The organism is Nocardia pseudovaccinii, assembly GCF_050942345.1.
Taxonomy (GTDB): domain Bacteria; phylum Actinomycetota; class Actinomycetes; order Mycobacteriales; family Mycobacteriaceae; genus Nocardia; species Nocardia pseudovaccinii.
On sequence record NZ_CP192074.1, the window covers coordinates 4,292,519 to 4,318,162 of the forward strand.

The following is a 25,644-nucleotide window of genomic DNA, read 5'->3' on the forward strand; positions in this document are numbered from 1 at the left end:
CATGTTAGATCTGGCATCCCAGTTGACCGACCTGCCGGAACACCGTGGCCACGCGCCGTGGCCCGGCCACGAATATGTCAAGGGCTGGGGCGTTTTCGGCCTTCCCTTCGACAGCGGCCACATCCTCGCCTTGCGCGTTTTTCCTGAAAACGACTTCGGTCCATACAAAACCGTCTGGCACCGCGACCCCGACGGCCGATGGTCGATCTTCGTCGACGGCGACCGGCTCGAGACCGCATGCCCTCGCTATTACGGTCCCGCGTGTGACTACACCGGTTTCGCCACGATTCGAGTGGCGTGGACCGGACCGGCATCGCTGCGAATCACCGTCGACGAGCCCGCGCTGGATTGGACGCTGACCGCACACGAGACTGCGGCGCTGCATATGCTCAACGCCGTCGGAGGGCGTCTGCCGCTTGCCACCTGGCGGTCGCGTTCGCTGGTGCGTGCCCGGGAAATGATCGCCTCCGCACTGGGTATGGGTCAGCTGAGCATGACGGGTGTCATGCCGAGCGGCCACGTCGGAATCCTCATGCCCCAGCAGATGTACCTGATCACGCAGTCGACGGCGGTGCTCGACGACCGCGACCTCGGGCATCCCGCACGCCTGGACGCGAACCCGGTCATAGGCGACGTCGCCCTGCCCGCCCGCGGCGTGGTCGCTATCGGCCAGGCGATGTGGCAGGCCCTTGCCCCGACCGAAAGTGCTTCGGGCCCTGGCAATCTCACATCCGATCCCCACTCACGATAGTCAGGCGCCTCCCATGAGCACGTCCATCCGGTAGCTCGATGTCGCGGACCTGGCAAACAGAGTCGAGTCGATGTGCGAGCAGGTCGCACGAGATCCCCTCGCGCAGTTCCACTTCGAGGTCGGGCGAGGACTGGGGTAAAACCACGGCCGCCATCACCTGACACGGCCGCGCTGCGCGTCGGGAGGATGTTTCAGGGTAAGTTCCATACGGAATGCGCTGGGGGAGAAGCAGTTGCGACAGGGGGTGCGGATCAGCGGGTGCTTATCGGTGGCCGGGCTGTGGCGCGAAACTCGGCTGCTGAGCATTCTGCGAGCCCATCATGGTTGCCGCCTGGATTGATGTGCCCCCTGCCGCTCTGGGCATCACCCTGCAATCAGATCCGGCTGACCCAGTCGAACACGAAACCCGCAGCCACACAACAATTCCGATGCGACCAGGAAGAAGCTGCCATCTCGTCATGACCGAATCCGTCACCGCCGCTTTCGCCGCCCGCGGCGACCTGATCGGGCAGCTGCGCGAGCAGGCTGTCGCTACCTTCTACGACCCGCTCGCCGAACGCTCTCCGGCCGAGGCCACCGCGCTCGTGTGGAGCCTCGCTGGTGAGCTCACCGGCGCAGACACCCTCGCCCAGCGCCAGATCTACCGTGCCGCGCTGGTGTGGGGGATACGGCAGGTGCCCGCCGACATCGACGAGATTCTCTCCAGCGCGCCCGCCGCGCCGTTGTGTGACACGGTCGCCGCGCTCGTCACCGCCGAGGCTTGTGCCGTCACCGAACCGTCCGGCGCCGAGCAGTGGATGCTGGCGCGCGACCAGGCCCATGTTCTCGCCGTGGACCCCGATGCCACGGCCGGATTCGCCGGTGAGGCATTGTTGTTCGGCGCGCTGGCACGTGCGCGCCGACGCGTACTGGTCGAGGGGGGCTTCCCGCGCCACTGCGCACTCGTGTTGTGGCTTGCCGCGGCGATCTACCGCAGTCGTGACGCGCGTTGGACGGCGACGGAGCTGGGGTCGGGCAACGGGTGGGTCCTGACCGACCATCACGACCGCGTCGAGGGCCCCGGCAGGCGCACCTATCACTTGGATCTGACCGGTGCGCAGGAATACGTGCTCACCGAGCGGTACGCCACCTGCAGGCGGGTGCTGGCGTCGCGGATCGCGGCGGGGCAGAACCTCGAGCCGGTCATCGGCGCGTACCTGCGGTATCTGATCGCGGTCGACACCGACACCCGCACCGGGATCTTTTTCGTGCCAGGGGAATTCACCGAAGTCGAGTACAAGGCTTGCGCTTTCGAAGCCCTCGGGACCGATCTGGAGCCGACCCTGCATGTGCACTCCGATTGCCAGGTGTTCCACGCCGCGAACGTGGTGTGGCAGCAGCTGGCTGCGCAAGATTCGCACAAACCCGATGCCGAACCGGGAGCGGGAACTCAGTGAAACCACCGATACACCAGACGATTTCGGCTTCGGCGATGTGAAGATCACTCTGTCGCTGGTAGCGCGACACACAGCGCCGCCGACCACGGCGCCCGGCATCATCGGTGCGGAATGTCAGAGGAGCAGCGGCAGCGTCCCCGGGGGGAACATCGGGAACGGTTTCACGCGGCGGTAGTGCGGGGCGTTCGCGTGGAAAGTCATCGGGGTCGGCCTGCCCTGAGGTTCGATCCTGACGCGTGTGGCTGATCTGGTCCCGTCTGCGCATTGGACGGGGAACCCCTCGAGCTCGTAGCGACCGCTCAGTTCGATTCGGCGCTCTGCCTCGAATCTGACGGTATTTCAGACTTCACGCACTTGTTCGCATTTCTTCGCACCAGTGGTCGTGCAGTGTTCGCCAGTCCTCGGCGGCGGTGCGGGTCCACTTCATTTCCAGCTCCGTCGCAGCCAAGGCGGGTTTCTCCCGGTCGACTTCGTTCTCCGCGTGTGCGGCGCGGTCGACCAGTTCGGTCCAGCGATCGAAATCCTGATGTAGTGCTTCTTCGACCTTGGTGTGCATGGCCAACTCCTTTGGTGACTATAGTGATCTTGTTTTCTGAATCTGCGCTTCTAACTGCGCAAACGGCTATCGCGCCCGAGGCGAGGGTGACGGCAACTTTTTTGATTTCAGCTTGGTCACAGTTTACGCACAGTCGGTTAACGATGCATAGAGCGAGAGTGGAAGATATTCCAGTAAATCGCTGGTACGCCGCCCTTTCGTCGCACATGCGGGAATGTTGCTGAGGATCTCCGATCGCATCGGCCGAACCTGATCGGTTCACGAGGAGTCGCGAAGTCGGATCTTGTGCAGGACAAGTGCGGCTGAACGGTGGGCGTGGTGTGGCTCGGAACGAACTCGCCACCCGGACTTCCTGGGACGGCGTCTTACCACACGCTTTGCCCCTTTGCTGGTGGTAGCTGGTGGATCTATGTCGAAAGGCCGAGACTGATTACTGTCTGCCCGCGCTATTACGGCACGCGACCGGCGGGGTGGGGCCCACGCCGGAACCGCCGGAGAGGGAGGTGCGTGGGTCTGCGCCTATCGACATGAAGGAGGCTGGAAATGAATCACACGGACATGGACCCGACCTTCTATCGGAGCGCAGCGGAGGCGGCCGCCGCGGCACCGGAGCGGCTCGCATACGTCGTTGCGTTCGACCGGGCGGCACAGAAGCCGGATGCGTTGTCAGTAGTCGATGTGGATCCGGGCTCGGCCAGCTACGGCAAGGTGGTGGGCTGGACCGAGGTGCCCCACCTGGGCAACGAGCTGCACCATTTCGGCTGGAACGCCTGCAGCAGCGCGCTGAAGCACGAGGGCCACCGCATGGCGGGGCTGGCTCGGCGGTACCTGATCGTGCCGGGTCTGCGCTCGTCGCATCTGTACGTGTTCGACACCCAGCCCGACCCACGCCGGCCCACCCTGTCGAAGATCGTGGACAGCTCCGAGCTCGCGGCCAAGGCCAGCTACTCCCGCCCGCACACGCTGCACTGCGGGCCGGACGGCGTGTTCATGACCTGCCTCGGCGGGGCAGACGGATCGGACGGGCCGGGCGGGATCGCGCTGCTCGATCACGACACGTTCGATGTGCTGCGGCAATGGGAGACCGATCGTGGGCCACAACACCTCGCGTACGACGCCTGGTGGCATCTCAACCAGAACACGCTGATCAGCAGCGAGTGGGGTACCCCTGCCATGATCGAGGACGGGCTGCAGCCAGATCTACTCCTGGCCAACAAGTACGGCCACGCGATCCACTTCTGGGACCTCACCGCCGGTCGGCATCAGCAGCGGGTCGATCTCGGAGAACACAACCAGATGCCACTCGAGCTGCGACCTTCGCACGATCCGGATGCCACCTGGGGTTTCGTCGGCGTGGTGATCTCGACCGAGGATTTGTCGGCCTCCGTGTGGCGTTGGCACCGCGACGGTGGAGTGTGGGCGGCCGACCAGGTGATCACCATCCCGGCCGAGCCGGCTGATCCCGACCTGCTGCCGCCGGCGCTGAAACCGTTCGGCGCGGTGCCGCCGCTGGTCAGCGACATCGACCTGTCGGTCGACGACGCATACCTCTACGTCTCGTGCTGGGGTACCGGGGAGCTCAAGCAGTTCGACGTGCGCGATCCGGCCAGCCCGCGACAGACCGGGTCCGTCCGGCTCGGCGGGATCGTGGGCCGCACCGCTCACCCGGCCTCGCCGAACCAGCCGCTTGCGGGCGGTCCTCAGATGGTCGAGATCAGCCGTAACGGTCAGCGGGTCTTCCTCACCAACTCGCTCTATAGTGCGTGGGACGACCAGTTCTACCCGGATGGGGTCGGTGCCTGGATGGCCGTGATACACACCGATCCCGACGGCGGAATGACCATTGACGAGTCGTTCTTCCCACACGACGAGGACTTTCGAGGTCTGCGGGTGCACCAGGTGCGCCTCCAGGGCGGCGACGCCTCCTCCGACTCCTACTGCTACCGGTAGCCGGGTCGAGCCGGGACCACTGAATTTCGACCGCGTACGCCGGGCCGCCGTGCGCCTGGCACAGCCCATGGTTGTCAGCCGACACCGTGAATGTTTCACGGCACGTTGATCTTTCGCCACCCGCACGCCGGTCCGGTCAGAGGAACACTCGAGCGATATCGAGCCACTTCTGCGCGTCCTCGCCGACCGCCGTGAGGTCGGTCTCGGCTCGGGACCTGCGTTGGGTGACTCGAAGGCAGAAGTCGAGGGCACTGCCCTGAACCCGTTGCACGGCATCTTCTGGGCCCCATGCCCAGGCTCGGCCGTCGGGGCCGGTCAGCTCGATACGGAATGGCTCTGCCGGAGTAGGTAATTGGGCGGCATAGAACGACGGCTCTCGTCCTATCACTCCCAACGAGGACACATGCTGGAGCCGACTCGTCGGACGGCGCGAGACACCCAGTGCATCGAAAATGTCCTGCCCGTGAGCCCACGTTTCCATCAGCCGAAGCGGCACCATGAGCGCTGCGGTCAGCTGCGAGCCGTACCACGGAAACCCGTGGCCCAGTGGAACTTCACGGAGCGCGGCCGCCACTGCGGTTCGACCGGCGCGCCATTGTTCCAGCAGTACTGATCGTGGTTTTGCTGCACCCGCGGCGGCGTCGAGGTCAGCGTATCGGCTGCCCGCGGCTTCTGCCTGCTTCAGCACAGCATCGAACGCCTCCGGGGTCCGTATAGCGATGAGAACGTTCGCATCAGCTGAGGCAAGGTGCGCGATCTGGTGGGCTATCGTCCACCCCGCTGCAGGCGTGGGCAGGGACCAGTCGGTCTGCGCTGCTACCAGGGCGTCGAGCTCATCTCCTTCAGCCACCAAGTCGGGTAGAGCGAGGTCGCGCTCTACACCGGATATGTCGAGGCCGTAGTCCAGCATCGGTATCACCTTCACACGCATCGGCGGCAACGGGCTTGTCCCGTTCGGAGGGGTAGTTGATCTGGTCCGGTCAGGCTACCCGAGCTCGATTTCAGCGAGTCGAACTGGTTCTGGCACAAGGTTTTTGGTGGCGTTGGGGATCGAGTCATGCCTGGAACGGGAGTGCGGAAATCAGGAACGACCTGTCGACCGTGCAGTAGGTGACCTGTGGTCGAGTTCGGCTCACCGGAACTCAACCATCGCCACGCTGCGCATCGGTGGGACACGGTGTGTTCCATGTCCTTTGTGAACAACAGCCCGGGATCCGGGCTCGACGTGGTCGAGGCTGCCGCGGCCCGGCTGATTCGGGCAGCAGCGGACCGTCAGCCTTGTGCGCCGGTTCGTGATCTGATCGGCAGCACCGATGTCGGCGCCGCCTACGCCGTCCAGGAGCGCCTGACCGCCGCCCGGCTGGCTGTCGGCGCCATCATGGTCGGGCGGAAGATCGGTTTGACCTCACCTGCAGTGCAGGCCCAGCTCGGCGTCGACCGGCCGGACTTCGGCGTCCTCTTCGCGGACATGCAGTGCTCGGAAGAGCAGGTCGTGGCGATGGACCGGCTGCTCCAGCCGAAGGTCGAGGCGGAGATCGCGTTCGTCCTGAACAGGGACCTGGACGAAGGACCGCTCGATATCGAGTCGGTAGGTCGCGCGGTCGCGTACGCCGCGCCCGCCCTGGAGATCGTCGACAGCCGCATCGCCGGGTGGGACATCACTTACGGGGACACGGTCGCCGACAACGCGTCGAGCGGCCTGTTCGTGATCGGCAGTGCACGCCGCGACCTCAACGAGTTCCGGCCGGTCGACGTCACCATGAGCATGCGGATCGACGGTCGTGAAGTGTCCACCGGCACCGGTTCCGCCTGCCTCGGCGACCCGCTCGAAGCCCTGCGCTGGCTCGCCCGGACCGCTCGAGAATTCGGCGATCCGCTACGGGCCGGCCAGATCATCCTCTCGGGCGCGCTGGGCCCGATGGCACCGGTAGTCGCCGGCGATCACGTCACCGCAGAGATCAGCGGCTTGGGCGTGGTCCAGGCCCGCTTCGCAGGCGGCGCAACCCCCAACCAGGCCACCAACATCTACGCAGGAGAGGCAGCATGAACCGTGACGACAAGACCAAGGTCGCCGTCATCGGGTCCGGGAATATCGGCACCGACCTGATGATCAAGGTGCTGCGGCTCTCGAAGCACCTGGAGATGGGCGCCATGGTGGGCATCGATCCGGACTCCGACGGCCTGGCGCGCGCGGCCCGCTTCGGCGTACCCATCACGGCCGACGGTGTCGGTGGCCTGATAGACATGGCCGGATTCGACGATATCGAGATAGTCTTCGACGCGACGTCGGCCAAGGCGCACGAGGCCAACGCGGCCGAACTTGCGCCGTACGGTAAGCGACTCATCGACCTCACCCCGGCGGCGATCGGACCGTTCGTGGTTCCGGCGGTCAACATCGAGGAGCACATCGACGCCGCGAACGTGAACATGGTCACCTGCGGTGGTCAGGCGACGATCCCGGTCGTAGCGGCCGTCGCGCGCGTTGTGCCGGTCGCGTACGCGGAGATCGTGGCATCCATCGCGTCGAAGTCAGCAGGCCCGGGCACGCGCGCCAACATCGACGAGTTCACCGAGACCACTGCCCTTGCCATCACCAGCGTCGGGGGAGCGGAGCGCGGTAAGGCCGTCATCATCCTCAACCCCGCCGAGCCGCCGTTGATCATGCGCGACACCGTCTTGTGTCTCGTTCGAGCGCCCGACGCGGCGGTCCATGCCGAGATCACCGCATCGGTGCAGAAGATGGTCGACGATGTGGCCGCCTATGTGCCGGGGTACCGGCTCAAGCAGGCGGTCCAGATCAGCCCGATCCCGGATGGCCAACCGGTACACACGCTGCTGCGCGAGGGCATCGGCACCGTGCCGACCCATCAGGTGTCGGTGTTCCTCGAGGTCGAGGGCGCTGCCCACTACCTGCCTGCCTACGCCGGAAACCTCGACATCATGACCTCTGCCGCCGTGCAGATGGCCGAGCGCATCGCCCAGCGGAAGGAAGAAAGCCGATGACCGCCGATCTGTTCATCCAGGACGTGACGCTGCGCGACGGTATGCACGCCGTCCGGCACCGCATCACGCCGGAGAATGTCGCCGCGATCGTGGCCGCGCTCGATGCCGCCGGTGTCGACGGCATCGAGGTCGCGCACGGTGATGGCCTGGCCGGCGGCTCCCTGAACTACGGCCCCGGGTCCAACACCGACTGGGAGTGGATCGAAGCCGCCGCCGCCAATATCGAGCATGCTCGCTTGACCACGTTGTTGTTGCCGGGAACCGGCACCATCGATGACCTGAAGCAGGCGTACTCCCTCGGCGTGCGTTCCGTGCGCGTTGCCACGCACTGCACCGAGGCCGACGTCTCCGCGCAGCACATCGCCATGGCCCGCGAACTCGGCATGGACGTGTCCGGCTTCCTGATGATGAGCCACATGGCCCCGGCCGTCGAGCTGGCGAAGCAGGCGGCGCTGATGGAGTCCTATGGCGCACACTGCGTGTATGTCACCGACTCCGGGGGACGGCTGACGATGGACGGGGTCCGCGAGCGCGTTCGCGCCTATCGCGACGCGCTGAGCCCGGCTACGGAGATCGGCATTCACGCGCACGAGAACCTGTCGCTGGCGGTTGCCAACTCCGTGGTGGCGGTCGAGGCGGGAGTGACGCGGGTCGATGCATCGCTGGCGGGCCACGGCGCGGGCGCAGGCAACTGTCCCATCGAGCCTCTCGTCGCCGTCGCCGACCTGTACGGCTGGAAGCATGGATGTGACCTCTTCGCACTTCAGGACGCTGCCGACGACCTCGTTCGGCCATTGCAGGACCGCCCGGTCCGCGTGGACCGCGAGACCCTCACGCTCGGCTATGCGGGCGTGTATTCGAGTTTCCTGCGCCACGCGGAAGCCGCCTCCGAGCGATACGGCATCGATGTGCGCGACATCCTCCTCGAGGTCGGCAGCCGCGGGCTCGTCGGCGGACAGGAGGACATGATCATCGACATCGCCTTGGACCTGTCGGCCGCCCGAACCTCATAGGGAAGGCTGAATGCCCAACTCGCTCACTGCCATTCGTAGGTACCGCGACCGAGTGACAGGCGCATCGAGACACTGCCCTCGTTGAGGCGCCACTGATGAACAACGAAGGTACGCAGACCCGCCGTGACGAAGGGGTCCGCCGAGGCAATGGCGGTTGCCTCGGCCTCGTCGGAGGCGCGTAAGACCGTGACGCCCGATCCCGGGCCGACGCCGGGGCCGCTGACGAGAGGGCCCGACAGGAAGACGAGGTGGCGTTCCTCGAGGTCCAGCAGCCAGGCGATGTGCGCGGGAGCGAGGGCGGCGATGTCCTCGGCGGTCGTCCCGTCTACCGGGGCCGAGGTCACCATCCAGTAGTCCCGGCCCAGGAGCCGTGTGAGATCCGGAGCTTCGTGTCCGGTAGCTGGAGGCAATGAATTCATCCCAAAACTGTATGCAATCTGAGCCCAGCGTCAACATCCGAACAACCTTGACAGTGAAAGTGCATACACATTACGGTCGAAATAGCGCACAGGAGTAACCCACATGCGGACTTCTCAGCAGGGCCGTTCGAGGCGCAATTCATCGACCACCACATGACCCGGCCGCCACCCATAGGAAGGAAGGTTCACCATGCCGATCGCTGAACTCGGTCATTTCGGAGTTTTCTGCAATGACCTGGAGGCCAGTACTGCGTTCTACCGCGATGTCCTCGGACTAACCGTCACCGACGAGGATCTGAATCTGGGCATGCGGTTCTTCAGTGCTCGACCGAACTTCGAGCACCACGAGTTCCAGCTCATCGAAGGCCGGACGGTGGCGCGCGCCGACGAGGACACCAAGCTCATTCAGCAGGTCTCGTTCCGCGTCAATCATCTGACCGAACTGCTCGAGTTCCACCGCAGATTCATCGAGCACGATGTCGACTTCGACATGATCGTGACGCACGGCAACGCATTCGGAATCTACTTCTTCGATCCCGAGGGCAACCGGTGCGAGGTGTACTGGCAGACCGGGCTGCCCGCCCGCCAGCCATTCCTGGCGGCGATCGATCTCACCGAACCGATCGAGAAGCTGCTGGCCGAGAACGCGTCGCTGGTCGCTCGGTACGGGGAGACCGGCTATCTGCAGCCGGGGCTGGTGAAGAACCTCATCCCCGACGCGATCGACTCCTGACAGCGCGCGTTCGGCAAGGTTCCACAGGAGAGGAAACCCATGATCACGATGACCGACATCGCCTATGTGCGGTCAGGAGTCGCCGATCTCCAGACCGCCGTCGACTTCGCGACTCGCATCGTCGGTCTCGAGCTCGCCGGCCAGACGGAACCGGGCGTCGCACACCTTCGCGCCGACTCCCGTCACCACTGTCTCGCTCTGGTCGAGGGGGTGTCGGGGGTGCTGGCCTCCGGGTTCACCGTCGCCGACTCGGATGCGCTGGAGGCGGCCGAGAGCGATCTCGAGCGGGCTGGTTTCGCGGTGCGGCGCGGGTCGAAGCAGGAGGCTCGTTCGCGGCGCGTGGCCGAGTTCATCGGCTTCGACGACCCCTTCGGCAATCGCATCGAGCTGGTCAGCCAGCAGGAGACGATCACCCGCCCGGTCGCCTTCACTCGGCCGGTCGGCATCACGGAGTTCGGGCACCTCTGCCTCGACGCCCCGGATGTGCACGAGGCCTACCGGTTCTGGAACGGGCATTTCAACGCCCGCGTATCGGATTGGATCGGCGACGCCGCGTGCCTGATGCGGATCGATCCCGTGCACCACAAGCTCGCCGTATTCCAGGGCGAGAGCGCTGGTCTGTGCCACATGAACTTCCAGGTCGAGTCCATCGACGACGTGTTCCGTTCCTGGCACTTCCTGCAAGAGCACGAGGTCGAGATCGAAATGGGTCCAGGTCGCCACCCACAGTCGACAGCGGTGTTCCTCTACTTCCTCGGCCCCGAGGGTTTCACCTACGAGTATTCGTTCGGGGTGCGTCGCATCGAGGATGACGCGGCCTGGCGACCGCGCACGTTCGATCCGGACGAACCGGGGTCGATCGATATGTGGCTGGGCCCGGTCAAGCGGGTCTCGACGCAACCTCCGGCCCCGATGACCGGAACTCATTCCACCCCACGAGGAGCTGACAAGTGACCGTCACCAGCGATCAGCTGACCGCATCGATCGAGGTCGATGGGGTGCGCACCGCCGTCATCGATACCGGCGAACCGAGCGGCGAGCGTGCACAGCCGCCGCTGCTGCTCCTGCACGGATCCGGTCCTGGCGTCAGCGCCGCGGCCAATTGGCGTCCCGTGCTGCCATCCCTGTCGCAGACCCGGCGTGTCATCGCCCCCGACCAGTTGGGCTTCGGTGGCACAGCCACCGGCGAGCCGCGCACGTGGGGTCGGCAGGCGTGGACCCGGCACGCGCTCGCGCTGATGGACGAACTCGGCATCGAGACCTTCGACGTCATCGGCAACTCGATGGGCGGGGCAATCGCCCTTTCGCTCGCCGCCGAGCGCCCCCGAGCCGTTCGCCGCCTCGTCCTCATGGGCTCGATGGGTGTCGCGATGGCGCTGCCCCAGGGCCTCGACACGGTCTGGAGCTACCGGCCGGGGATGGAGAACATGCGCGAGATCATCGGGCTGTTCGCCTACGATCGGGGGCTGATCACCGATCAGTTGGTCCAGATGCGCTACGGGGCCAGTGCCGAGCCGGCTGTCGCCGAATCCTGGGCCGCGATGTTCCCCGAACCGCGCCAGCGCTGGGTCGATGACCTGGCACTCTCGGGGGCCGAGCTGGCGCAGGTGGCGCAGCCGACCTTGATGATCCACGGGCGCGACGACCGGGTGGTGCCGTGGAAGGAATCCTCCGGAGCGTTGTTGGAACTGCTACCCGACGTCCGGCTGCACGTGCTGGGCAACTGCGGCCACTGGACCATGATCGAGAAAACCGCCGAGTTCCTCGGCGTCGTGGAACCGTTCCTGTCCGAAGCCTGACCTGGCTGAGCCCCGCGCTCGCTGGGCCCTCGGGAATTCACCCGCCGCTACGAGATCTTCCGCCGTGGCGGCGAACTCGACGGCGTGCGTACGTTGCGGCCGGACACCATCGCCGCAGCGCTCGTTCCGCAATCCCGTATCGAGTCTGATCCCACAGAAATTCGGTTTCGGGTGCGGCCGGGTGTTCACTATTCGGTCCCGGCACCACGTGCACCTTCGGCCATCTCGGCTGTGCCGACAACGCGGTCTGGGCCGACCCCGAGCGCGCGCTGTCCTGCGCTGCGCCCACCAGCCGCAAACCGATTCCGATATCCCGAGTGGTTGCGGCGGATCGGGTTGCTCTCCGGGATCACATTCCAAACCCGAAGGTGGCCGAAACGGACCGGCCATCTGAGGGGAAGTCACCGAAGAAAAAGGAGTTCCGATGTTGAGCACCATGCAGGACGAGCCGTTGTCGCTGGCGACGTTGCTGCGCTACGCATCGACGTTCATGGGCGATTCCACCGTCTCGACCTGGACCGGTACCGGCGTACGCACGATGACCTACCGCGAGCTGGGCGCCGAATCGGCGCGCATGGCACATGCGTTGCGCAGCTTGGGAATTGGCGTCGGCGATCGCGTCGGCACCTTTATGTGGAACAACAACGAGCACTTGGTCGCCTACATCGCGGTGCCCGCGATGGGGGCGGTGCTGCATGCGCTGAACATCCGGTTGTTCCCCGAACAAGTCGTGTACGTGGCCAACCACGCCGAAGACCAAGTGGTGTTGGTGGACGCCACGTTGGTGCCGCTGTTCGGTCAGATCTTGCCGCACCTGAAGACGGTCCGCCACGTCGTCGTGGTCAATGGCGACGCGGCGACGCTCACCGCGCCCGAGGGCGTCGAGGTGCACTCCTACTCCGAACTGCTGGCCGCGCAGCCCGACACCTACGACTTCCCGGTGATCGACGAGCGGTCCGCCGCCGCGATGTGCTACACCTCCGGCACCACGGGCGACCCGAAGGGCGTGGTGTACTCGCACCGCTCCAACTGGCTGCACGCCATGCAGGTCAGCGCGAACAACGGGATGGGCCTGTTCGAAACCGACACCATCCTGGCCATCGTGCCGCTGTTCCATGCGAACGCCTGGGGCCTGCCGTACGCGGCGCTGATGTCCGGCTCGAATCTGCTCATGCCGGACCGGTTTCTGCAGCCGGGTCCGCTGCTGGAGTGCATGGCCGCACAGAAGCCGTCCTTCGCCGCCGCGGTGCCGACCATCTGGGGCGGCGTGCTGGCGGCGCTGGCGGCCGAGCCACAGGACGTCACGCATCTGCGCTCGGTCGTGGTGGGCGGCTCGGCTGTTCCACCGACGATGATGCGCGCCTTCGAGGACAAACACAGCGTGCGGGTGCTGCACGCGTGGGGCATGACCGAGACCTCGCCGCTCGGCAGCGTCGCCCATCCGCCCGCGAGCGCGGTGACCGAGGAAGAGAAGTGGGCCTACCGGGTGACCCAGGGCCGGTTCCCGGCCGGCGTGCGGGCGCGCCTGGTCGGCGACCACGGCGTGGTTGCGAACGACGACGGGGAGTCGCTGGGTGAGCTGGAAGTGCGCGGCGCGTGGATCACCGGTTCCTACTACTCGCCGGACGGCACTCCGGTGGACCCGGAGAAGTTCGACGACGGCTGGCTGCGCACCGGCGACGTCGGCAAGATCAGCCCGGACGGCTATCTCACTCTGGTCGATCGCTCCAAGGATGTGATCAAGTCCGGCGGTGAATGGATTTCTTCGGTGGATCTGGAGAACGCCGTGATCGGCCACCCATCGGTCGCGGAGGCCGCCGTGATCGGCGTGCCGGACGAGAAGTGGGGCGAGCGTCCTCTGGTGGCCGTCGTGCTAGCCGAAGGCGCCGCGGCGAAGCCGGAAGAGCTGCGCGAATTCCTTGCCGACAAGTTCGCGAAGTGGCAGCTGCCCGAACGCTGGACGTTCATCGCAGAGGTTCCCAAGACCAGCGTGGGCAAATTCGACAAGAAGCGGTTGCGCAGCCGGTACGCCGACGGCGACCTGGACATCACCACGCTCGGCTGAGCCTGTCTTCCCACCGTCAGTCCGGGACGCCGACCATCTCCAGTGCCAACGGCACGGCGGTCGGCTGGTAGTCGGGCGAGGTATCGCTCAATACTTTGAGGGCGGTGTGGGCCAGGTGGCTGGCCATGCGGGCTTGGGCCACGGCTTTGGTTCCCTCCTCCAGCGCGGACAGAATCTGCGCGTGCTCGTGATCACCGGCCTTGTGCCAGCTGTTCGGCTCGCCACCCTGGTATATCCGGATGTACCGGACACACCGGTCGGCCAGCTGCCGCAACTGCTTCTGCATGGTGTCGCTGGCGCCGCAGGTGATCGTGCGATGGAACGCCGAGTGGATGACGAACCAGCGCTCGGTATCACCGGCCTCCGCGGCTACTCGCATGGCCGCTAGCTGCTCAGCCGCCTGCTGTCGGGCGTCGGCGTCGAAGTTGCCGACAGTCATGGCCACAGCCAGCGACTCGAGCACGACTCGGCTCGCATAGATTTCGTCGAGCTCACGAGGGTCGAGTATGGAGACGCGGGTGCGCTGGTTCGGTTCGATCTGGACCAGGCCTTCCTCTTGCAGCATCCGCAGCACCTCGCGCAACGGCGTGCGGCTGACGCCGAGCTGCTCGGCCAGCGATACCTGTGAGAGCTTCGTCCCCGGTCGCAGCGTGCCGTCGAGAATCCGCTCGCGCAGGTAGGCGTGTACGTGCGGGATCGCCTGACGCGCCTCGGGCAGGTCCACTTTGGTGATGTGCGGGACGAGCACTTTGCGACTCATGGCCATAGCTTAAGCGATGTGTATACATATTCCTTCTCTTTCTCGCGACGGCCGAGTAAAGTGCATACAGTATTGATGGGCTGCGATGTCTGCGTAGCTGTCCACCCCCGAAAACCCGTGAGGATGTGACGAATGTGAGAACTATCGGGGTGATCGGCCTGGGCAAGATGGGCCTGCCGATCGCCGAGAACTTGCTGGGCCGCGGCTTCGACGTCGTCGGATACCGGCGCAGCGTCGAGTGTCCCGAGCTCGAGGCCGCGGGAGGCACTCTCGCGTCGTCACCGGCGGACCTGGCCGCCTCGTGCGAGGTCATCGTGTCGATCCTGCCGACCGAGGAGGACGTCGAGCACGTCATCCTCGGGCCCGAGGGCACGCTGTCGACGATGCGCCCCGGGACGGTCCACATCGAGATGAGTACGATCCCGGTCACCGGCAAACTCGAACTGATGCGTCAGCTCGAGCACGTCGGAGCCACCATGCTCGACTGTCCGATCAGCGGTAGTCCCGCAATGGTCGGCCCGCGTCTGGCCACCGTCTTCGCCTCTGGAGCAGTGGAGGTGATCGATCGGGTGGCCGATGTCCTGGACGCCATCTCGGGGCCCTGGGTCAGAACCGGTGACTTCGGCACCGGCACCCACCTGAAGTACATCTCCTCCATGCTGGTCGCGACCCATACGGTCGCGGCGGCGGAAGCGATCGTGCTGGCTCGCCGCAACAACCTGGACCTGGACCTGGTCCAGCACACCCTGGAGTCGTCCATCGCTGGCTCGGCGCTGCTCGCGCAGCGAGGTCCCCTCATGGCGCACCGTTCATGGCGGCCGGCCCCCGGGCCCATCGCGACGTTGCACGAGATCCTCGATCAGATCGAGGTGCACCTGCACGATCTCGGCGAGCGTCGGCCGGTTTTCGAGGCGGCCAAAGCGGTATTCGACCAGGCCATGGCCGATGGCTGGGGTGAACTCGACATAGCCAGCGTGCACGACCAAATTTCCACCGAAGACGCTCTCGCACAAGGAGTCAATAGATGATCTACGTCACCCACCGCCTCCCGGTCAACGAGCCGGGCGAGCCCACTCTCGATCGGACTGCCGTGTGGCAGGGACTGGTCATGAAGGCCAACAACGCGCTGCCCTTCGTGCCGGTCATGACGCACTGCGAGGTCACCGCTCGTCTCGACGACGAGACTTTCGAGCGTGAGATCGAGGTGTTCGGTGACCGCTACATCGAGCGGATCGCCATGCAGCCTCAGCGGCGGGTGGTGTTCACGCGCCTCTCGGGTCCGGTCCTCGGCACGATCACCAATGACATCGAGGAGGACGCGGGGGGCCTGTTCCTCCGGTTCAGCTTCGCGCTGGTGCTCGCCGGCGCCCAGAGCGGTTCGCCCGAGGAGTCGGCGTACGCCGAGGAGACCACGACCCACTACGTAGCGGCCGTCGGCGCCACGCTCAATGCCATGCGTCGCGTCGCGCGTGGAGAAGCACCCATCGCATTGTCCGCGACCTGATTTCTCGACCGTCGTCAGCAGGTGGCCCGGCTCAGCGAGCCGGGCCACCTGCCGCTTTACGCAGCAGGTGCGCTCCCAGCCGGGGCAGCAACTCCGGCTTGACGGCCTGCCACGAGCGGATCTCCGCTGCCGACAGGGGCGCGACGGGTTCGCCCCCCATCTGGAGCCAAACGGTGCATGCCGCCGCCAGCACCGACATGGTGGCCACTGCCGTGGCCGGGTCGCTGCCCATCGCGATCGCACCGTTGCCACGCAGAATCATCGCGTCCGACGCCCCCATCGCCTCGGCCAGCCTGCGACCTCGGTCGGCCTCGCGGACCAGCAGCGCGGACGGATACACCGGAATGGAGTCGCCGAGCCAGCACGCCTGACCATGTGTCGGGGCGACGCGGTCGGTGCGCATGCCGACGGCCAGCGATGCCGCCGGCTGCGCACGAGCGATCGCTCCGGTCGCAGGGTAGCGCTGGTAGAGGGCCAGGTGGGCCCATGCCTCGGCCGGGCACCCGGATGGCAGTGCCGTGGCGGTCAATGGGACGCGGAGGCAGCCCGAAGCCTCGACGGTCGCCAAATCGACCGCGGGGGTGATGACCATGTGGTCGGCGTCCCTGGCGGACACGTGCCCGAACGCGTCGACGAGCCCCAACGCGGCCAAAGCTCGCGCAGCGTCGGCAACTTGGATATCGGGGGACTGAATGGTGGGGGAGCGCACAAGAGGTAACTGTATGCACTCAGAGACTGCGGCACCACGCTGAAAGCAAAAGTCGGTAGCCCTGCCGAGGACTCGTTCCGCTAGGTGAAATTTCCGAGCATTCGACGTGACCGGCATCACTATCGAAGGTCAATGTGTATGCACATCCGCTCGAAAGGATCCACCATGACCAGCGCTTTGACCACCGCAGCATTACAGGCGGTCGACTCTCTCGACGCCAAGGGCTTTGCCGAGTATTTCGCGCCCGACGGCAAGATCACCTTCGGCAATGTCCCCCCTCTCGAAGGCCGCAATGCCGTCGAGGCGGGCTGTGCCGGCTTCTTCGGCGCGATCGGTGGGATGCAACACGACATCGTCAACGAGTGGGTCGTGGGCACGGACACGATCGTCGAACTAGCGGTCACGTACACGCGTAAGGATGGGCGAAAGGTTTCGATCCCGGTGGTATCGATCTGGACCGTCGGTGACGGCGGCCTGATCGACGAATACCGGGTCTTCTTCGACTTGGCGCCGGTGTTCGCATGACCACGCGCAACGCGACGGGGCGCGTCGCGGTCGTCACCGGAGGCGCTGCCGGGATCGGGCAGGCGTTCGCCGAGCGCCTGGCCGAGGACGGACATGTGGTTGCCGTCGCCGACGTCGGCCCTGCGGACGAGACCGTACGGGGCTGATCGAGAAGGCGGGCGGCCGAGGGTTCGCTGCCCGATGCGACGTTTCCTCGCCCGAGTCCGTGCGCGCATTCGCCGCCGAGGTCGAGGGCGAGCTCGGGCACGTGGGCGTCTTGGTGAACAATGCTGTCCCGCTGTCAGGGGAAGTTCTCCGCGATCGCGGTCGCGGTCGCCCTGGCGTCGGGCACGAGCTCGACGAGGCCCCGACGGCTCGAGCTCACCGACGGGCACGCAAGCACGACCGCGGCGATGACCTTGCCCGACCGGGTGGAAACCGGGACGCCGACGGCGTTCACGCGCTGCTCGTTTTCCTCGAGGCTGAGGGCATAACCCTTCCGGCGGACGACACCGAGCTCGCGGCGTAGTGTGCCGAGATCACGCATCGAGCCATCGCGCATACGGACATGGCGGTTGGGATATAGCGCGACCAGTTCGGTGTCCGGAAGCTGGGCCAGAAGTACCTTGCCACCCGACGTGGTGTGCGCGGGGAGGAGGAGTCCGACCCGACTGCCGACTCGGAGCGTGCGGTTGCTCTCCACGCCGTCGATGAAGCGGCAGCCGTTGCCCTGCAACGTCACCAGAAAAGCTGTGTTGCCTACCTTGCGCGATAGCGCCGCCAGATAGGGGTGGGACAGGACGCCCAGGTCGTGCGGTGGCTCGGCGCCCGACGGCAACTGCGCCAGCCGAGGTCCCGGCAGGTAGACGCGTTTCCGATCCTGTTCAGCGAAGTCGTGTCGCTTGAGGGTGGATAGCAGCCGGTGTGCGGTAGGAGGCGTCACCGACAGCAGTTCGGCGGCCTCGGCCACTCGCATCCGGCCGTTCTCGCGGAGAGCAATGAGGAGTGTGAGGACGTTCTCGGCTGAGGAGACCGACTCGTGCGACGGCATTGTCGCCGTGGTCATGACGCCACCATTCTGTTCTCCAGTCGGCCGATCCCGTCGATCTCGGTGACGACCAGGTCGCCGACGTGCAGGAAGGTCTTGTGCGGCATGCCCACCCCGGCCGGTGTTCCGGTCAGGATGACGTCACCTGGCTCGAGTGTCAGAACGCGGCTCGCGGCGGCGATCAGCCGTGGCACCGTGATCACCATGTCGGCGGTGGATGCTTCCTGTTTGGTCTCCCCGTTGACGGTCAGCCGAAGTGTGAGGTCATGCGGATCGTCGATCTGCCAGCTGGGGACGATTCCCGGGCCCAGTGGGCACGATCCGTCGAATGCCTTGTGCTGGAACCAGTCCCAGCCGAATGGCGGAAGAACCGCATCCTTCCTCGGAAACCGTCCGCGTGCGGACAGGTCGTTGGCGACGGTGTAGCCCGCGACGTGCTCGAGGGCTGTTCGCTCGTCGATATCGCGCCCGCCCGTGCCGATGACGACGGCCAGCTCGGCCTCCCAGTCCACGTCTGCGTTGTCCGGCAGCCGCACGTCGTCGTGCGCACTCACCACTGTCGTTGTCGGTGGCTTGAGGAAGAAGAACGGCTCGCCGTCCGGGTCCGGGCGCTGTGTGCCCATCTCCTGCGCGTGTCCGTAGTAGTTCGCCCCGGCGCAGAGGATCTTGCGGGGGTAGGTGAGGGGGGCGACCAGGTCGGCGTCGGGCACGACCTCGAGTGCCGAGAGCTGGAGATTCTGGAGTAGTGGCGTGAACTCCTCCCACCGGTCGAAGACTTCCAGGAGGGTGCGACCGGACAGCGACTGCGGCGCTCGACCGACTTTGCCGTCCGCGAGCACGCCAATGCTCGGCTCGGCCCGGTTGTTCTCGACGAATTGGACGAGACACCAACGCTGCGACGACATGAAACCCCTTAAGAATCGATGAACTCCCTAAAGTGCACACACTTTCGCGGTGGTTGTCAAGCACGCTCGCTCGCTCGGCGGCCCCGCTGTTCCGGAGGCCGAAATTTGCTGGGCAGGCCAACCTCGAAGGAAGGCGTGACTGAGATACTGGTGGCCTGTTGCCTGCTGATCGAGGGGCATGAAGTGCCTGATTCCGCAAGGCGTGCCGAGCCGGATCCGGACACAGTGCTGGGCAAGGTGATGTCAGTGCTGCATGCGTTCGCTGTAGAGGATCACGGAGTCGGTTTCGCCGAGTTGCAACGTCGTACCCTGCTGCCGAAGGCGACGCTGCACCGCATATTGGGCGATCTCGAGTCGGCACGCCTACTGGATCGGGTCGGCGGTGCCTATCATCTGGGCGGTCACCTTTTCGAGCTCGGCATGCGGGCCTCGGTCGAGCGCGGCCTGATCGAGGTGGCCACCCCCTTCCTGGAGGACCTCTACGAACGCACCCATGAGTTGGTGCACCTAGGGCTCCTGGAGAGTCACGAGGTGGTGTACGTCGCGAAGATAGGTGGCCACCGGCAGGTGCGCTCGCCTTCGCAACTGGGCGGCAGGATGCCCTTGCACGCCACCGCCATCGGCAAGGCGCTGCTGGCCCATGCTCCCGCGGACGTGCGGCAGGCGGTCCTTGCGCAACCGCTGCCGCGACTGGCGCCACGGACGATCACCGCACGAGGGACGCTCCGCAAACAGCTCGATAACGTGGTCGAGAGCGGGGTTGCCTTCGAGTTCGAGGAGTCCGCGATAGGAATTGTGTGCGTCGCCGCGCCTGTGCTCGACGCCGATGAGCGGGTGCTCGCGGCGGTCAGCGTCACCGGTCCGGTAACCCGTTTCCGCCCGCGGCAGCACGCGGCGTCGGTGCGCGCCGCCGCGGACGGCATCGCAGCGACCCTGGCGCGGCGCGATGCACTCCGGAAGCGGGATTGACATCGTCGCCGTTCGGCGACAGCTCAATCCATATCAGCCGGTCTTGCTTGGTCCTCCGTCCCAGCTGGTTGCAATTTCACGGTATGCTGAAAATGTTTCAGCAGGTGCTGAAACGGCATCAGCGGCATCACGCGCGCCTATGGAACGGGCAGAGGGGGATAGCGGAGCATGGCGGCACGAGCAGGAAGAGGTCCGCGTGGGGAACGTGGCGCGCAGGCGGACCGCATCCTGACGGCGGCCCGCAAGTCCTTCGCCGAGCGGGGCTATGCCGGGACCTCGTTGCGATCGGTAGCTCAGGCCGCCGATGTGGATCCCACCTTGGTGAACTACTACTTTTCCAACAAGACGGGACTCCTGAAGGCGGCGCTGGAGCCACCGGCCGCCTTCGGTGAGGCCATCGCCGAGGCCGCCCAAATGCCGATGGAGGAGCGCGGCCGAGCCTTCGTGGAGGCGGCGGTGCGTATGTGGGACGACCCGGCCACCTCGGAGGTCCTGCGCTCGATCATCCTCGCGGCGAGTCACGAGCCCTTCGCCATGGAACGCCTCCGCTCCGTCTTCACCGCGCTCGTCCTGCAGGTCGTGTCGGCGAGCCTTCCCCGCGACGAGGCCGAACTGCGTGCAAATCTGGTCTCCACGCAGATCGTGGGTCTGGCGATGACACGGTACGTCTGGGCGATCGACCGTATCGCCGACATCCCCTCGGAGCAGGTTGTCCGCCTGATCGCGCCGACTGTGCAGCACTACCTCACGGGCGCCATGGGCGGGGACATCCCGGGGAACGCCTGACCGCACCCGACTGCCCGGGGCGGATCGCCGCCCGTCAAGCCGCCTATTTGTAAGCGGACCGCCGGTCGCCGGTACCCAAATCCTGCCCGCTCCATGGGATGACCTGCGAGGACGATGCATTGGTCCCGGCTCCCCTCGGGCATTCACGGCCCCGACGCGTACGGCAGGGGCCCCGGTTCGCCATATTTTCACGGCATATAGAAATTACCCTTGTCCGCAACGAGCGGGTGCGCGTACGGTGAGGACAGTTAATTTCTGTACACGTGGAAATGAAGGTGCAATGACCCGAATCAAGGCCGCTGGAGTAGAGCCCGGTCAGCGTCGGCTCAACGGACCGCAGACCACCGGTCGTCAGTACCGCAACCTGTCCCCGGCCCTCTATCGGACGACCCGCGAGGACAATGTGCGCGTCCCGGTACGCGACGACACCCAGCTCTTGGCCGACATTCACCGGCCCGACGCGGCGGGCAGGTTCCCCGCCCTCATCGCGGCGGCCCCCTACCCCCGCCAGCTCCAGGACCTGGGCGCCCCCGCGGCCATCATCGAGGCCGGTGCCAGCGACTTCTGGGTGCCGCGCGGTTACGCCCATGTCATCGCCAACCTCCGCGGCACGGTCGGCTCCGGCGGCGTCTACACCTTCTTCGACGAGCAGGAGCGCAAGGACCTGTTCGACCTGGTCGAGTGGGTCGCCGGGCAGCCCTGGTGTGACGGGAGGGTAGGCATGATCGGCATCAGCTACTACGCCATGAGCCAGTTGGAGGCAGCCACCCAGCGCCCGCCGCACCTCGAGGCCCTGTTCCCCTTCAACGTCACTGTCCAGGTCCGGGAAGCCGCCTATCACAACGGCCTGTTGAGCGAGGCCTTCATTACCCCCTGGATCCATGCGCTGGGTGTACTGTCCGCCCACGGCGACCGCCTCTACCGCAAGGGCCTGTCCCGCCTCCTGCGCCGATTCCTCGCCATCCCCGCCATCCACCGGCAGTTCAGCCGGAGCGACGCCGTTCAGGTACACCGTCGCCTCGAGCAGGTGAGCCGCTTCCGCCACGCCGCCCACCCATGGAACGGCCTGCTCGAGGCGGTGGCCACCGATCACCCAACCCGCGACGCGTGGTGGGACGAGCGTGACGTGACCGGACTGCTCGCCGATGTCGACATACCCGTCTACCTCGGCGGCGAGTGGTCCAACGTCCCCCTCCATCTGACCGGCCTCTTCGAAGCCTGGGACGCACTCGCCCACAACCCGCACGTGCGCATGGCCATGCTCGGGGACTACAGCCTGCCCTGGCCATGGGAAAGCATGCACATCGAGGCCCTCGCCTGGTTCGACCACTGGCTCAAGGGACGAGACACCGGCATTCTCGAAGGCCCTGCCATCCGCTACTGGCTGCCCGGGGCCGAACAGTGGCGCACCGCCGATTCCTGGCCCCCGCCCGCCACCCACACCGCCCTCGCCCTCAACGCCGACGGCTCCCTTACGGCAGGCGAGCGGCCGGGCGAGCGCAGCTACGCCACCGACGGCGCGAACGCGATGCCCGCACAGCTGAGTTGGACCAGCGACCCCCTTCCCGGCGACATCGACATGGTCGGCCACCCCGAACTACGGCTCACCGCCACCAGCAGCGCGACCGACACGGCATGGATCCTGCTCCTGCAAGACGTCGGCCCGGACGGCAAGGCCACCGACATCACCCAGGGCTGGCTGCGCGCCGGTATGCGCCACGTCGACGAGAGCGCGAGTGCGACGGGCCGGCCCGTCCTTCCGGCGCGGGCGCGGATCCCTATCCCTGCGGGCGAGCCGGTCGACTACCGCATCCCGCTGGTTGCCAACGCCCGCCGGTTCCAGCGCGGGCACCGTATCCGGCTGATCCTCACCAGCGACGACAATCGCAAGGACTTCCGGCCCATGCTGCTGTTCAGTCACGCCCCCGTCGGCATGGCGGGCGTCAACACGGTGCACTCCAGCTCACGCCTGCTCCTTCCGATCCTGGACGGCGAATGAACGGGACGTATACGCGGGCGGCGCCGCTTGGTTCTGGAAACAATCGTGCGGCAAGGCTGTGCCACCGCCAACGGCTGGGTATCAGTGTGCGACAGAGGAAATGCCGGTTTCTCGATCATGGCAGTACGGAGAGTTCCGCACCTGACCGCACCGTAGGACCGAAGTAATGCAATGCCATGTCACAGTCCGATTCCCGGGTTGGCCGCCGATGCATTACCGCGCCGACTCCGTCGCAGCGCACACTTTCGCGCAGGCAGTGTACGAACTGGGACTGGCAACAATTCAAATAGATCAGGATATGCGCGAAGCATTGCAGCCCATGCCTTGTCAGCGGCTCTGGCGATGAACAAATATGACTGATGCGACGGCACCTTCCGGTACTCGCGATGGTGCTTCGATACCCGAGGCGGCAACGAGTCCCTCGATGAGGATCGAGGTCGAGGGCCGACCGTGCCGTCGCCGCTCCTCGATGCGCTCAACATTCGGCCCACTCTCAGCAAACCTGCGATCGGCTCAGCCTGGCACCGAACTCGATCTGAAGCTCATGATGTGCTACCTCGTTGGCGGGCATGGCAAGCCTGGATAGTCTTGTCGCGCAAAGATATTCGGCTGACGGGGCGGATAGCTGCGTCCGGCAGGCCGAAATGCCTCCTGCGGCCTCGCCGCAATGCGCGTAAACTTATGTGCCTGCACCTGTCAATCAGGTGTGCCACCGGGTTGCCGGGAGGTGGAAATGCTCAGCGCCACCGAGCAGTTCAGCAAGGAACGCGCCCCGTGCGGGAAACTGAGGGGCGGGGCTCGTCACCGCGAAGACGACGACGCGGGCTTGGTCATCGACGATATGACTTACGACTGTGGCTGCCGCCGGATTCGGCACGAATTCCACGACGGCAGCGTTCGGATCAGAACGGTCCGCCATGACGGCAAGGTCCTGATGGACGAGCAAAGCGCCGACTTCGAGGGCTGACCGACCACACCCCGGGTGGCACCATGACCGCTTTTCACGACGTCGTGATCGTTGGCGGGGGCGGCGCGGGTTTGCGTGCGGCCATCGCCGTCGCGGAACACAACCCGCGGTTGAGCATCGCGATCGTTTCCAAGGTCTATCCGATGCGCAGCCACACCGTCTCCGCCGAGGGTGGCGCCGCCGCGGTCGCCGGTCGCGACGACACCCTCGACGAGCACGCATATGACACGGTCTCCGGCAGCGATTGGCTCTGTGACCAAGACGCTGTCGAGGCCTTCGTCGAGGAAGCACCGCGGGAGCTGCTCCAACTGGAGCATTGGGGCTGCCCATGGAGCCGCCGGTCGGATGGACACATCGCGGTACGAGCGTTCGGCGGCATGAAGAACCTCCGCACCTGGTTCGCAGCCGACAAGACCGGTTTTCACTTGCTGCACACCCTGTTCCAGACCACGCTGTCCTATCGGGACATCGTCAGGTACGACGAGTGGTTCGCGACTACATTGCTCGTCGACGACGACAAGGTAGGCGGCATCGTGGCCATAGAACTGGCCACCGGATGCATCGAGACCATTCACGCCAACGCGGTCATCGTGTGCACCGGTGGCTGCGGCCGGGTGTATCCGTTCACCACCAACGCCAATATCAAGACCGGCGACGGTATGGCACTGGCCTACCGGGCAGGCGCGCCGCTCAAGGACATGGAGTTCGTCCAGTACCACCCGACCGGCCTTCCGTTCACAGGCATCCTGATCACCGAGGCAACGCGCGCCGAAGGCGGCTGGCTGCTCAATAAGGACGGTTACCGCTACTTGCAGGATTACGACCTCGGGACGCCATCACCGGTGCCGGTGTTGCGAAGTATGGAACTAGGGCCACGCGACCGGCTGTCGCAGGCCTTCGTGCACGAACTCGACAAGGGCCGGACCATCGACACACCGTATGGACCCGTCGTGCACCTCGACATACGCCACCTCGGTGCGGATCTCATCGACACGAAACTGCCGTTCGTGCGCGAGCTGTGCTCGAAATACCAGAACATCGACCCGGTCCGGGAGCTGATCCCGGTACGTCCCGTCGTCCACTACATGATGGGCGGCGTCCATACCGACATCCACGGCGCGACACCGCTGGCAGGGCTGTACGCCGCTGGAGAGGTTGCCTGCGTCAGTATCAACGGCGCGAACCGGCTCGGGTCGAACTCCCTGCCCGAGTTGCTGGTCTTCGGTGCGCGAGCCGGTCGTGCCGCTGCCGAGTACGCGAGCTCGGCCACGGCCGCCCGGACGTCGGCGGTCATGGCGCGAGGTCGCGCCGAACAGGACCGGCTGGAACGGGAGCTCACGCGCCACGCCGAGGGATCCGAACACATCGCGCGCATCCGCACCGAGATGCAGGAGACGATGGAGACCAGTGCTGGCATCTACCGCGACGGCGACTCCCTCGCAGCGGCCGCCGACAAGTTGCGCGAGCTTCGCGATCGGTTCGGCAGTGCTTGCCTCGATGACCACAGCCGGGCGTTCAACACCGAGCTGGTGGCGATGCTGGAGTTGTCGTGCATGCTCGATGTGGCGGAGTGCATCATCGCTTGCGCGCTGGCGCGCGAGGAATCCCGGGGCGCGCACCAACGAACCGATTTCCCCGCCAGAAACGACCAGCGTTTCCTGGCCCATTCAGTGATCCATCGGGAGCCGGACGGATCGGGCCGAGTCTCGCACCTCCCGGTAACGATCACCCGCTGGCCTCCTGGCGAACGCGTATACGGGAGGTGATG

Annotated in this window: 26 protein-coding genes; 19 read left to right on the forward strand and 7 right to left on the reverse strand. The window is 65.9% G+C overall.

Features of this window, described 5'->3' with window-relative positions:
• Window position 1 precedes the first annotated feature (1 nt).
• Together ACQPZ2_RS19285 and ACQPZ2_RS19290 are read left to right on the forward strand one after the other, a co-directional pair.
• Window positions 2–751 (forward strand): hypothetical protein, encoded by a 750-nt coding sequence (locus ACQPZ2_RS19285; protein WP_433526798.1) that lies wholly within the window; start codon window positions 2–4, stop codon window positions 749–751.
• Between the two features lie 458 nt (window positions 752–1,209).
• Window positions 1,210–2,187, forward strand: coding sequence for a hypothetical protein (locus tag ACQPZ2_RS19290; RefSeq protein WP_433526799.1), 978 nt, complete (start codon window positions 1,210–1,212; stop codon window positions 2,185–2,187).
• A 346-nt stretch (window positions 2,188–2,533) separates the two neighbouring features.
• Here the strand turns inward: ACQPZ2_RS19290 and ACQPZ2_RS19295 are convergent, their stop codons facing one another.
• Window positions 2,534–2,743, reverse strand: a complete 210-nt coding sequence (locus ACQPZ2_RS19295; protein WP_433526800.1) for a hypothetical protein — start codon at window positions 2,741–2,743, stop codon at window positions 2,534–2,536.
• A 543-nt stretch (window positions 2,744–3,286) separates the two neighbouring features.
• On the opposite strand from ACQPZ2_RS19295, the gene ACQPZ2_RS19300 reads away from it, so the two are divergent.
• Window positions 3,287–4,693 (forward strand): selenium-binding protein SBP56-related protein, encoded by a 1,407-nt coding sequence (locus ACQPZ2_RS19300; protein ID WP_433526801.1) that lies wholly within the window; start codon window positions 3,287–3,289, stop codon window positions 4,691–4,693.
• 136 nt (window positions 4,694–4,829) lie between these two features.
• Here ACQPZ2_RS19300 and ACQPZ2_RS19305 read toward each other — a convergent pair whose 3' ends face one another.
• Window positions 4,830–5,603 (reverse strand): TIGR03084 family metal-binding protein, encoded by a 774-nt coding sequence (locus ACQPZ2_RS19305; protein ID WP_433526802.1) that lies wholly within the window; start codon window positions 5,601–5,603, stop codon window positions 4,830–4,832.
• Between the two features lie 276 nt (window positions 5,604–5,879).
• Here ACQPZ2_RS19305 and ACQPZ2_RS19310 point away from each other — a divergent pair, with 276 nt between their 5' ends.
• From ACQPZ2_RS19310 to dmpG, 3 genes are read left to right on the forward strand one after another with little or no spacing between them, the layout of a single operon-like run.
• Window positions 5,880–6,740: a 2-keto-4-pentenoate hydratase gene (locus ACQPZ2_RS19310; RefSeq protein ID WP_433527470.1), complete on the forward strand. Its 861-nt coding sequence runs from the start codon at window positions 5,880–5,882 to the stop codon at window positions 6,738–6,740.
• Window positions 6,737–7,696 carry an acetaldehyde dehydrogenase (acetylating) gene (locus ACQPZ2_RS19315; protein WP_433526803.1) on the forward strand — a complete coding sequence of 320 codons (960 nt, stop codon included), beginning with the start codon at window positions 6,737–6,739 and terminating at the stop codon, window positions 7,694–7,696. Before ACQPZ2_RS19310 ends, ACQPZ2_RS19315 begins: the two co-directional genes overlap by 4 nt.
• A complete protein-coding gene (gene dmpG / locus ACQPZ2_RS19320) occupies window positions 7,693–8,709 on the forward strand; it encodes a 4-hydroxy-2-oxovalerate aldolase (RefSeq protein ID WP_433526804.1) in 1,017 nt (338 codons plus the stop codon). Before ACQPZ2_RS19315 ends, dmpG begins: the two co-directional genes overlap by 4 nt.
• Window positions 8,710–8,732: 23 nt before the next feature.
• Here the strand turns inward: dmpG and ACQPZ2_RS19325 are convergent, their stop codons facing one another.
• On the reverse strand, window positions 8,733–9,128 hold the full coding sequence (locus ACQPZ2_RS19325) for a YciI family protein (RefSeq protein ID WP_433526805.1): 396 nt from the start codon (window positions 9,126–9,128) through the stop codon (window positions 8,733–8,735).
• A 190-nt stretch (window positions 9,129–9,318) separates the two neighbouring features.
• Here ACQPZ2_RS19325 and ACQPZ2_RS19330 point away from each other — a divergent pair, with 190 nt between their 5' ends.
• The 4 genes from ACQPZ2_RS19330 to ACQPZ2_RS19345 all read left to right on the forward strand — a co-directional run bounded on the left by ACQPZ2_RS19330 (window position 9,319) and on the right by ACQPZ2_RS19345 (window position 13,725).
• Window positions 9,319–9,861 carry a VOC family protein gene (locus tag ACQPZ2_RS19330; protein ID WP_433526806.1) on the forward strand — a complete coding sequence of 181 codons (543 nt, stop codon included), beginning with the start codon at window positions 9,319–9,321 and terminating at the stop codon, window positions 9,859–9,861.
• A gap of 39 nt (window positions 9,862–9,900) precedes the next feature.
• Window positions 9,901–10,815 (forward strand): VOC family protein, encoded by a 915-nt coding sequence (locus tag ACQPZ2_RS19335; protein WP_433526807.1) that lies wholly within the window; start codon window positions 9,901–9,903, stop codon window positions 10,813–10,815.
• Window positions 10,812–11,660, forward strand: a complete 849-nt coding sequence (locus tag ACQPZ2_RS19340; RefSeq protein WP_433526808.1) for an alpha/beta fold hydrolase — start codon at window positions 10,812–10,814, stop codon at window positions 11,658–11,660. The genes ACQPZ2_RS19335 and ACQPZ2_RS19340 overlap by 4 nt, the downstream gene beginning before the upstream one ends.
• 424 nt (window positions 11,661–12,084) lie before the next feature.
• Window positions 12,085–13,725, forward strand: a complete 1,641-nt coding sequence (locus ACQPZ2_RS19345) for a long-chain fatty acid--CoA ligase (protein WP_433526809.1) — start codon at window positions 12,085–12,087, stop codon at window positions 13,723–13,725.
• Between the two features lie 16 nt (window positions 13,726–13,741).
• On the opposite strand, the gene ACQPZ2_RS19350 is transcribed toward ACQPZ2_RS19345, so the two are convergent.
• On the reverse strand, window positions 13,742–14,485 hold the full coding sequence (locus ACQPZ2_RS19350) for a GntR family transcriptional regulator (protein ID WP_433526810.1): 744 nt from the start codon (window positions 14,483–14,485) through the stop codon (window positions 13,742–13,744).
• Between the two features lie 134 nt (window positions 14,486–14,619).
• On the opposite strand from ACQPZ2_RS19350, the gene ACQPZ2_RS19355 reads away from it, so the two are divergent.
• Entirely contained in the window at window positions 14,620–15,513 is an 894-nt protein-coding gene (locus ACQPZ2_RS19355) for an NAD(P)-dependent oxidoreductase (protein ID WP_433526811.1), read from the forward strand.
• Complete coding sequence (locus ACQPZ2_RS19360; RefSeq protein ID WP_433526812.1) at window positions 15,510–15,989, forward strand: SRPBCC family protein; 480 nt, start codon at window positions 15,510–15,512, stop codon at window positions 15,987–15,989. The genes ACQPZ2_RS19355 and ACQPZ2_RS19360 overlap by 4 nt, the downstream gene beginning before the upstream one ends.
• Window positions 15,990–16,020: 31 nt before the next feature.
• On the opposite strand, the gene ACQPZ2_RS19365 is transcribed toward ACQPZ2_RS19360, so the two are convergent.
• Window positions 16,021–16,698 carry a class II aldolase/adducin family protein gene (locus tag ACQPZ2_RS19365; RefSeq protein WP_433526813.1) on the reverse strand — a complete coding sequence of 226 codons (678 nt, stop codon included), beginning with the start codon at window positions 16,696–16,698 and terminating at the stop codon, window positions 16,021–16,023.
• Window positions 16,699–16,875: 177 nt separating this feature from the next.
• On the opposite strand from ACQPZ2_RS19365, the gene ACQPZ2_RS19370 reads away from it, so the two are divergent.
• Window positions 16,876–17,223, forward strand: coding sequence for a nuclear transport factor 2 family protein (locus tag ACQPZ2_RS19370; protein ID WP_433526814.1), 348 nt, complete (start codon window positions 16,876–16,878; stop codon window positions 17,221–17,223).
• The gene (locus ACQPZ2_RS19375) at window positions 17,220–17,369 is read left to right on the forward strand and encodes an SDR family NAD(P)-dependent oxidoreductase (RefSeq protein ID WP_433526815.1); all 150 of its coding nucleotides are present in this window, start codon (window positions 17,220–17,222) and stop codon (window positions 17,367–17,369) included. Before ACQPZ2_RS19370 ends, ACQPZ2_RS19375 begins: the two co-directional genes overlap by 4 nt.
• A 134-nt stretch (window positions 17,370–17,503) precedes the next feature.
• Here the strand turns inward: ACQPZ2_RS19375 and ACQPZ2_RS19380 are convergent, their stop codons facing one another.
• Together ACQPZ2_RS19380 and ACQPZ2_RS19385 are read right to left on the reverse strand one after the other, a co-directional pair.
• Complete coding sequence (locus ACQPZ2_RS19380) at window positions 17,504–18,268, reverse strand: IclR family transcriptional regulator (RefSeq protein ID WP_433526816.1); 765 nt, start codon at window positions 18,266–18,268, stop codon at window positions 17,504–17,506.
• Window positions 18,265–19,155 carry a fumarylacetoacetate hydrolase family protein gene (locus tag ACQPZ2_RS19385; RefSeq protein WP_433526817.1) on the reverse strand — a complete coding sequence of 297 codons (891 nt, stop codon included), beginning with the start codon at window positions 19,153–19,155 and terminating at the stop codon, window positions 18,265–18,267. Before ACQPZ2_RS19385 ends, ACQPZ2_RS19380 begins: the two co-directional genes overlap by 4 nt.
• Before the next feature lie 240 nt (window positions 19,156–19,395).
• On the opposite strand from ACQPZ2_RS19385, the gene ACQPZ2_RS19390 reads away from it, so the two are divergent.
• The 5 genes from ACQPZ2_RS19390 to frdA all read left to right on the forward strand — a co-directional run bounded on the left by ACQPZ2_RS19390 (window position 19,396) and on the right by frdA (window position 25,642).
• A complete protein-coding gene (locus tag ACQPZ2_RS19390) occupies window positions 19,396–20,124 on the forward strand; it encodes an IclR family transcriptional regulator (RefSeq protein WP_433527471.1) in 729 nt (242 codons plus the stop codon).
• Between the two features lie 168 nt (window positions 20,125–20,292).
• Window positions 20,293–20,910: a TetR family transcriptional regulator gene (locus ACQPZ2_RS19395; RefSeq protein WP_433526818.1), complete on the forward strand. Its 618-nt coding sequence runs from the start codon at window positions 20,293–20,295 to the stop codon at window positions 20,908–20,910.
• Between the two features lie 280 nt (window positions 20,911–21,190).
• Entirely contained in the window at window positions 21,191–22,909 is a 1,719-nt protein-coding gene (locus ACQPZ2_RS19400) for a CocE/NonD family hydrolase (RefSeq protein WP_433526819.1), read from the forward strand.
• Window positions 22,910–23,642: 733 nt separating this feature from the next.
• Window positions 23,643–23,876 carry a hypothetical protein gene (locus ACQPZ2_RS19405; RefSeq protein ID WP_433526820.1) on the forward strand — a complete coding sequence of 78 codons (234 nt, stop codon included), beginning with the start codon at window positions 23,643–23,645 and terminating at the stop codon, window positions 23,874–23,876.
• A 23-nt stretch (window positions 23,877–23,899) separates the two neighbouring features.
• Window positions 23,900–25,642 carry a fumarate reductase (quinol) flavoprotein subunit gene (gene frdA / locus ACQPZ2_RS19410; protein ID WP_433526821.1) on the forward strand — a complete coding sequence of 581 codons (1,743 nt, stop codon included), beginning with the start codon at window positions 23,900–23,902 and terminating at the stop codon, window positions 25,640–25,642.
• Window positions 25,643–25,644 lie beyond the last annotated feature (2 nt).

What these genes read in the sequence shown, in the direction of transcription:
- ACQPZ2_RS19285 (WP_433526798.1), top strand. Translation starts at nt 2, where the DNA reads ATGTTAGATCTGGCATCCCAGTTGACCGACCTGCCGGAACACCGTGGC.
- ACQPZ2_RS19290 (WP_433526799.1), top strand. Translation starts at nt 1,210, where the DNA reads ATGACCGAATCCGTCACCGCCGCTTTCGCCGCCCGCGGCGACCTGATC.
- ACQPZ2_RS19295 (WP_433526800.1), bottom strand. Translation starts at nt 2,743, where the DNA reads ATGCACACCAAGGTCGAAGAAGCACTACATCAGGATTTCGATCGCTGG.
- ACQPZ2_RS19300 (WP_433526801.1), top strand. Translation starts at nt 3,287, where the DNA reads ATGAATCACACGGACATGGACCCGACCTTCTATCGGAGCGCAGCGGAG.
- ACQPZ2_RS19305 (WP_433526802.1), bottom strand. Translation starts at nt 5,603, where the DNA reads ATGCTGGACTACGGCCTCGACATATCCGGTGTAGAGCGCGACCTCGCT.
- ACQPZ2_RS19310 (WP_433527470.1), top strand. Translation starts at nt 5,880, where the DNA reads ATGTCCTTTGTGAACAACAGCCCGGGATCCGGGCTCGACGTGGTCGAG.
- ACQPZ2_RS19315 (WP_433526803.1), top strand. Translation starts at nt 6,737, where the DNA reads ATGAACCGTGACGACAAGACCAAGGTCGCCGTCATCGGGTCCGGGAAT.
- dmpG (WP_433526804.1), top strand. Translation starts at nt 7,693, where the DNA reads ATGACCGCCGATCTGTTCATCCAGGACGTGACGCTGCGCGACGGTATG.
- ACQPZ2_RS19325 (WP_433526805.1), bottom strand. Translation starts at nt 9,128, where the DNA reads ATGAATTCATTGCCTCCAGCTACCGGACACGAAGCTCCGGATCTCACA.
- ACQPZ2_RS19330 (WP_433526806.1), top strand. Translation starts at nt 9,319, where the DNA reads ATGCCGATCGCTGAACTCGGTCATTTCGGAGTTTTCTGCAATGACCTG.
- ACQPZ2_RS19335 (WP_433526807.1), top strand. Translation starts at nt 9,901, where the DNA reads ATGATCACGATGACCGACATCGCCTATGTGCGGTCAGGAGTCGCCGAT.
- ACQPZ2_RS19345 (WP_433526809.1), top strand. Translation starts at nt 12,085, where the DNA reads ATGTTGAGCACCATGCAGGACGAGCCGTTGTCGCTGGCGACGTTGCTG.
- ACQPZ2_RS19350 (WP_433526810.1), bottom strand. Translation starts at nt 14,485, where the DNA reads ATGAGTCGCAAAGTGCTCGTCCCGCACATCACCAAAGTGGACCTGCCC.
- ACQPZ2_RS19360 (WP_433526812.1), top strand. Translation starts at nt 15,510, where the DNA reads ATGATCTACGTCACCCACCGCCTCCCGGTCAACGAGCCGGGCGAGCCC.
- ACQPZ2_RS19375 (WP_433526815.1), top strand. Translation starts at nt 17,220, where the DNA reads ATGACCACGCGCAACGCGACGGGGCGCGTCGCGGTCGTCACCGGAGGC.
- ACQPZ2_RS19380 (WP_433526816.1), bottom strand. Translation starts at nt 18,268, where the DNA reads ATGACCACGGCGACAATGCCGTCGCACGAGTCGGTCTCCTCAGCCGAG.
- ACQPZ2_RS19385 (WP_433526817.1), bottom strand. Translation starts at nt 19,155, where the DNA reads ATGTCGTCGCAGCGTTGGTGTCTCGTCCAATTCGTCGAGAACAACCGG.
- ACQPZ2_RS19390 (WP_433527471.1), top strand. Translation starts at nt 19,396, where the DNA reads ATGTCAGTGCTGCATGCGTTCGCTGTAGAGGATCACGGAGTCGGTTTC.
- ACQPZ2_RS19395 (WP_433526818.1), top strand. Translation starts at nt 20,293, where the DNA reads ATGGCGGCACGAGCAGGAAGAGGTCCGCGTGGGGAACGTGGCGCGCAG.
- ACQPZ2_RS19400 (WP_433526819.1), top strand. Translation starts at nt 21,191, where the DNA reads ATGACCCGAATCAAGGCCGCTGGAGTAGAGCCCGGTCAGCGTCGGCTC.
- ACQPZ2_RS19405 (WP_433526820.1), top strand. Translation starts at nt 23,643, where the DNA reads ATGCTCAGCGCCACCGAGCAGTTCAGCAAGGAACGCGCCCCGTGCGGG.
- frdA (WP_433526821.1), top strand. Translation starts at nt 23,900, where the DNA reads ATGACCGCTTTTCACGACGTCGTGATCGTTGGCGGGGGCGGCGCGGGT.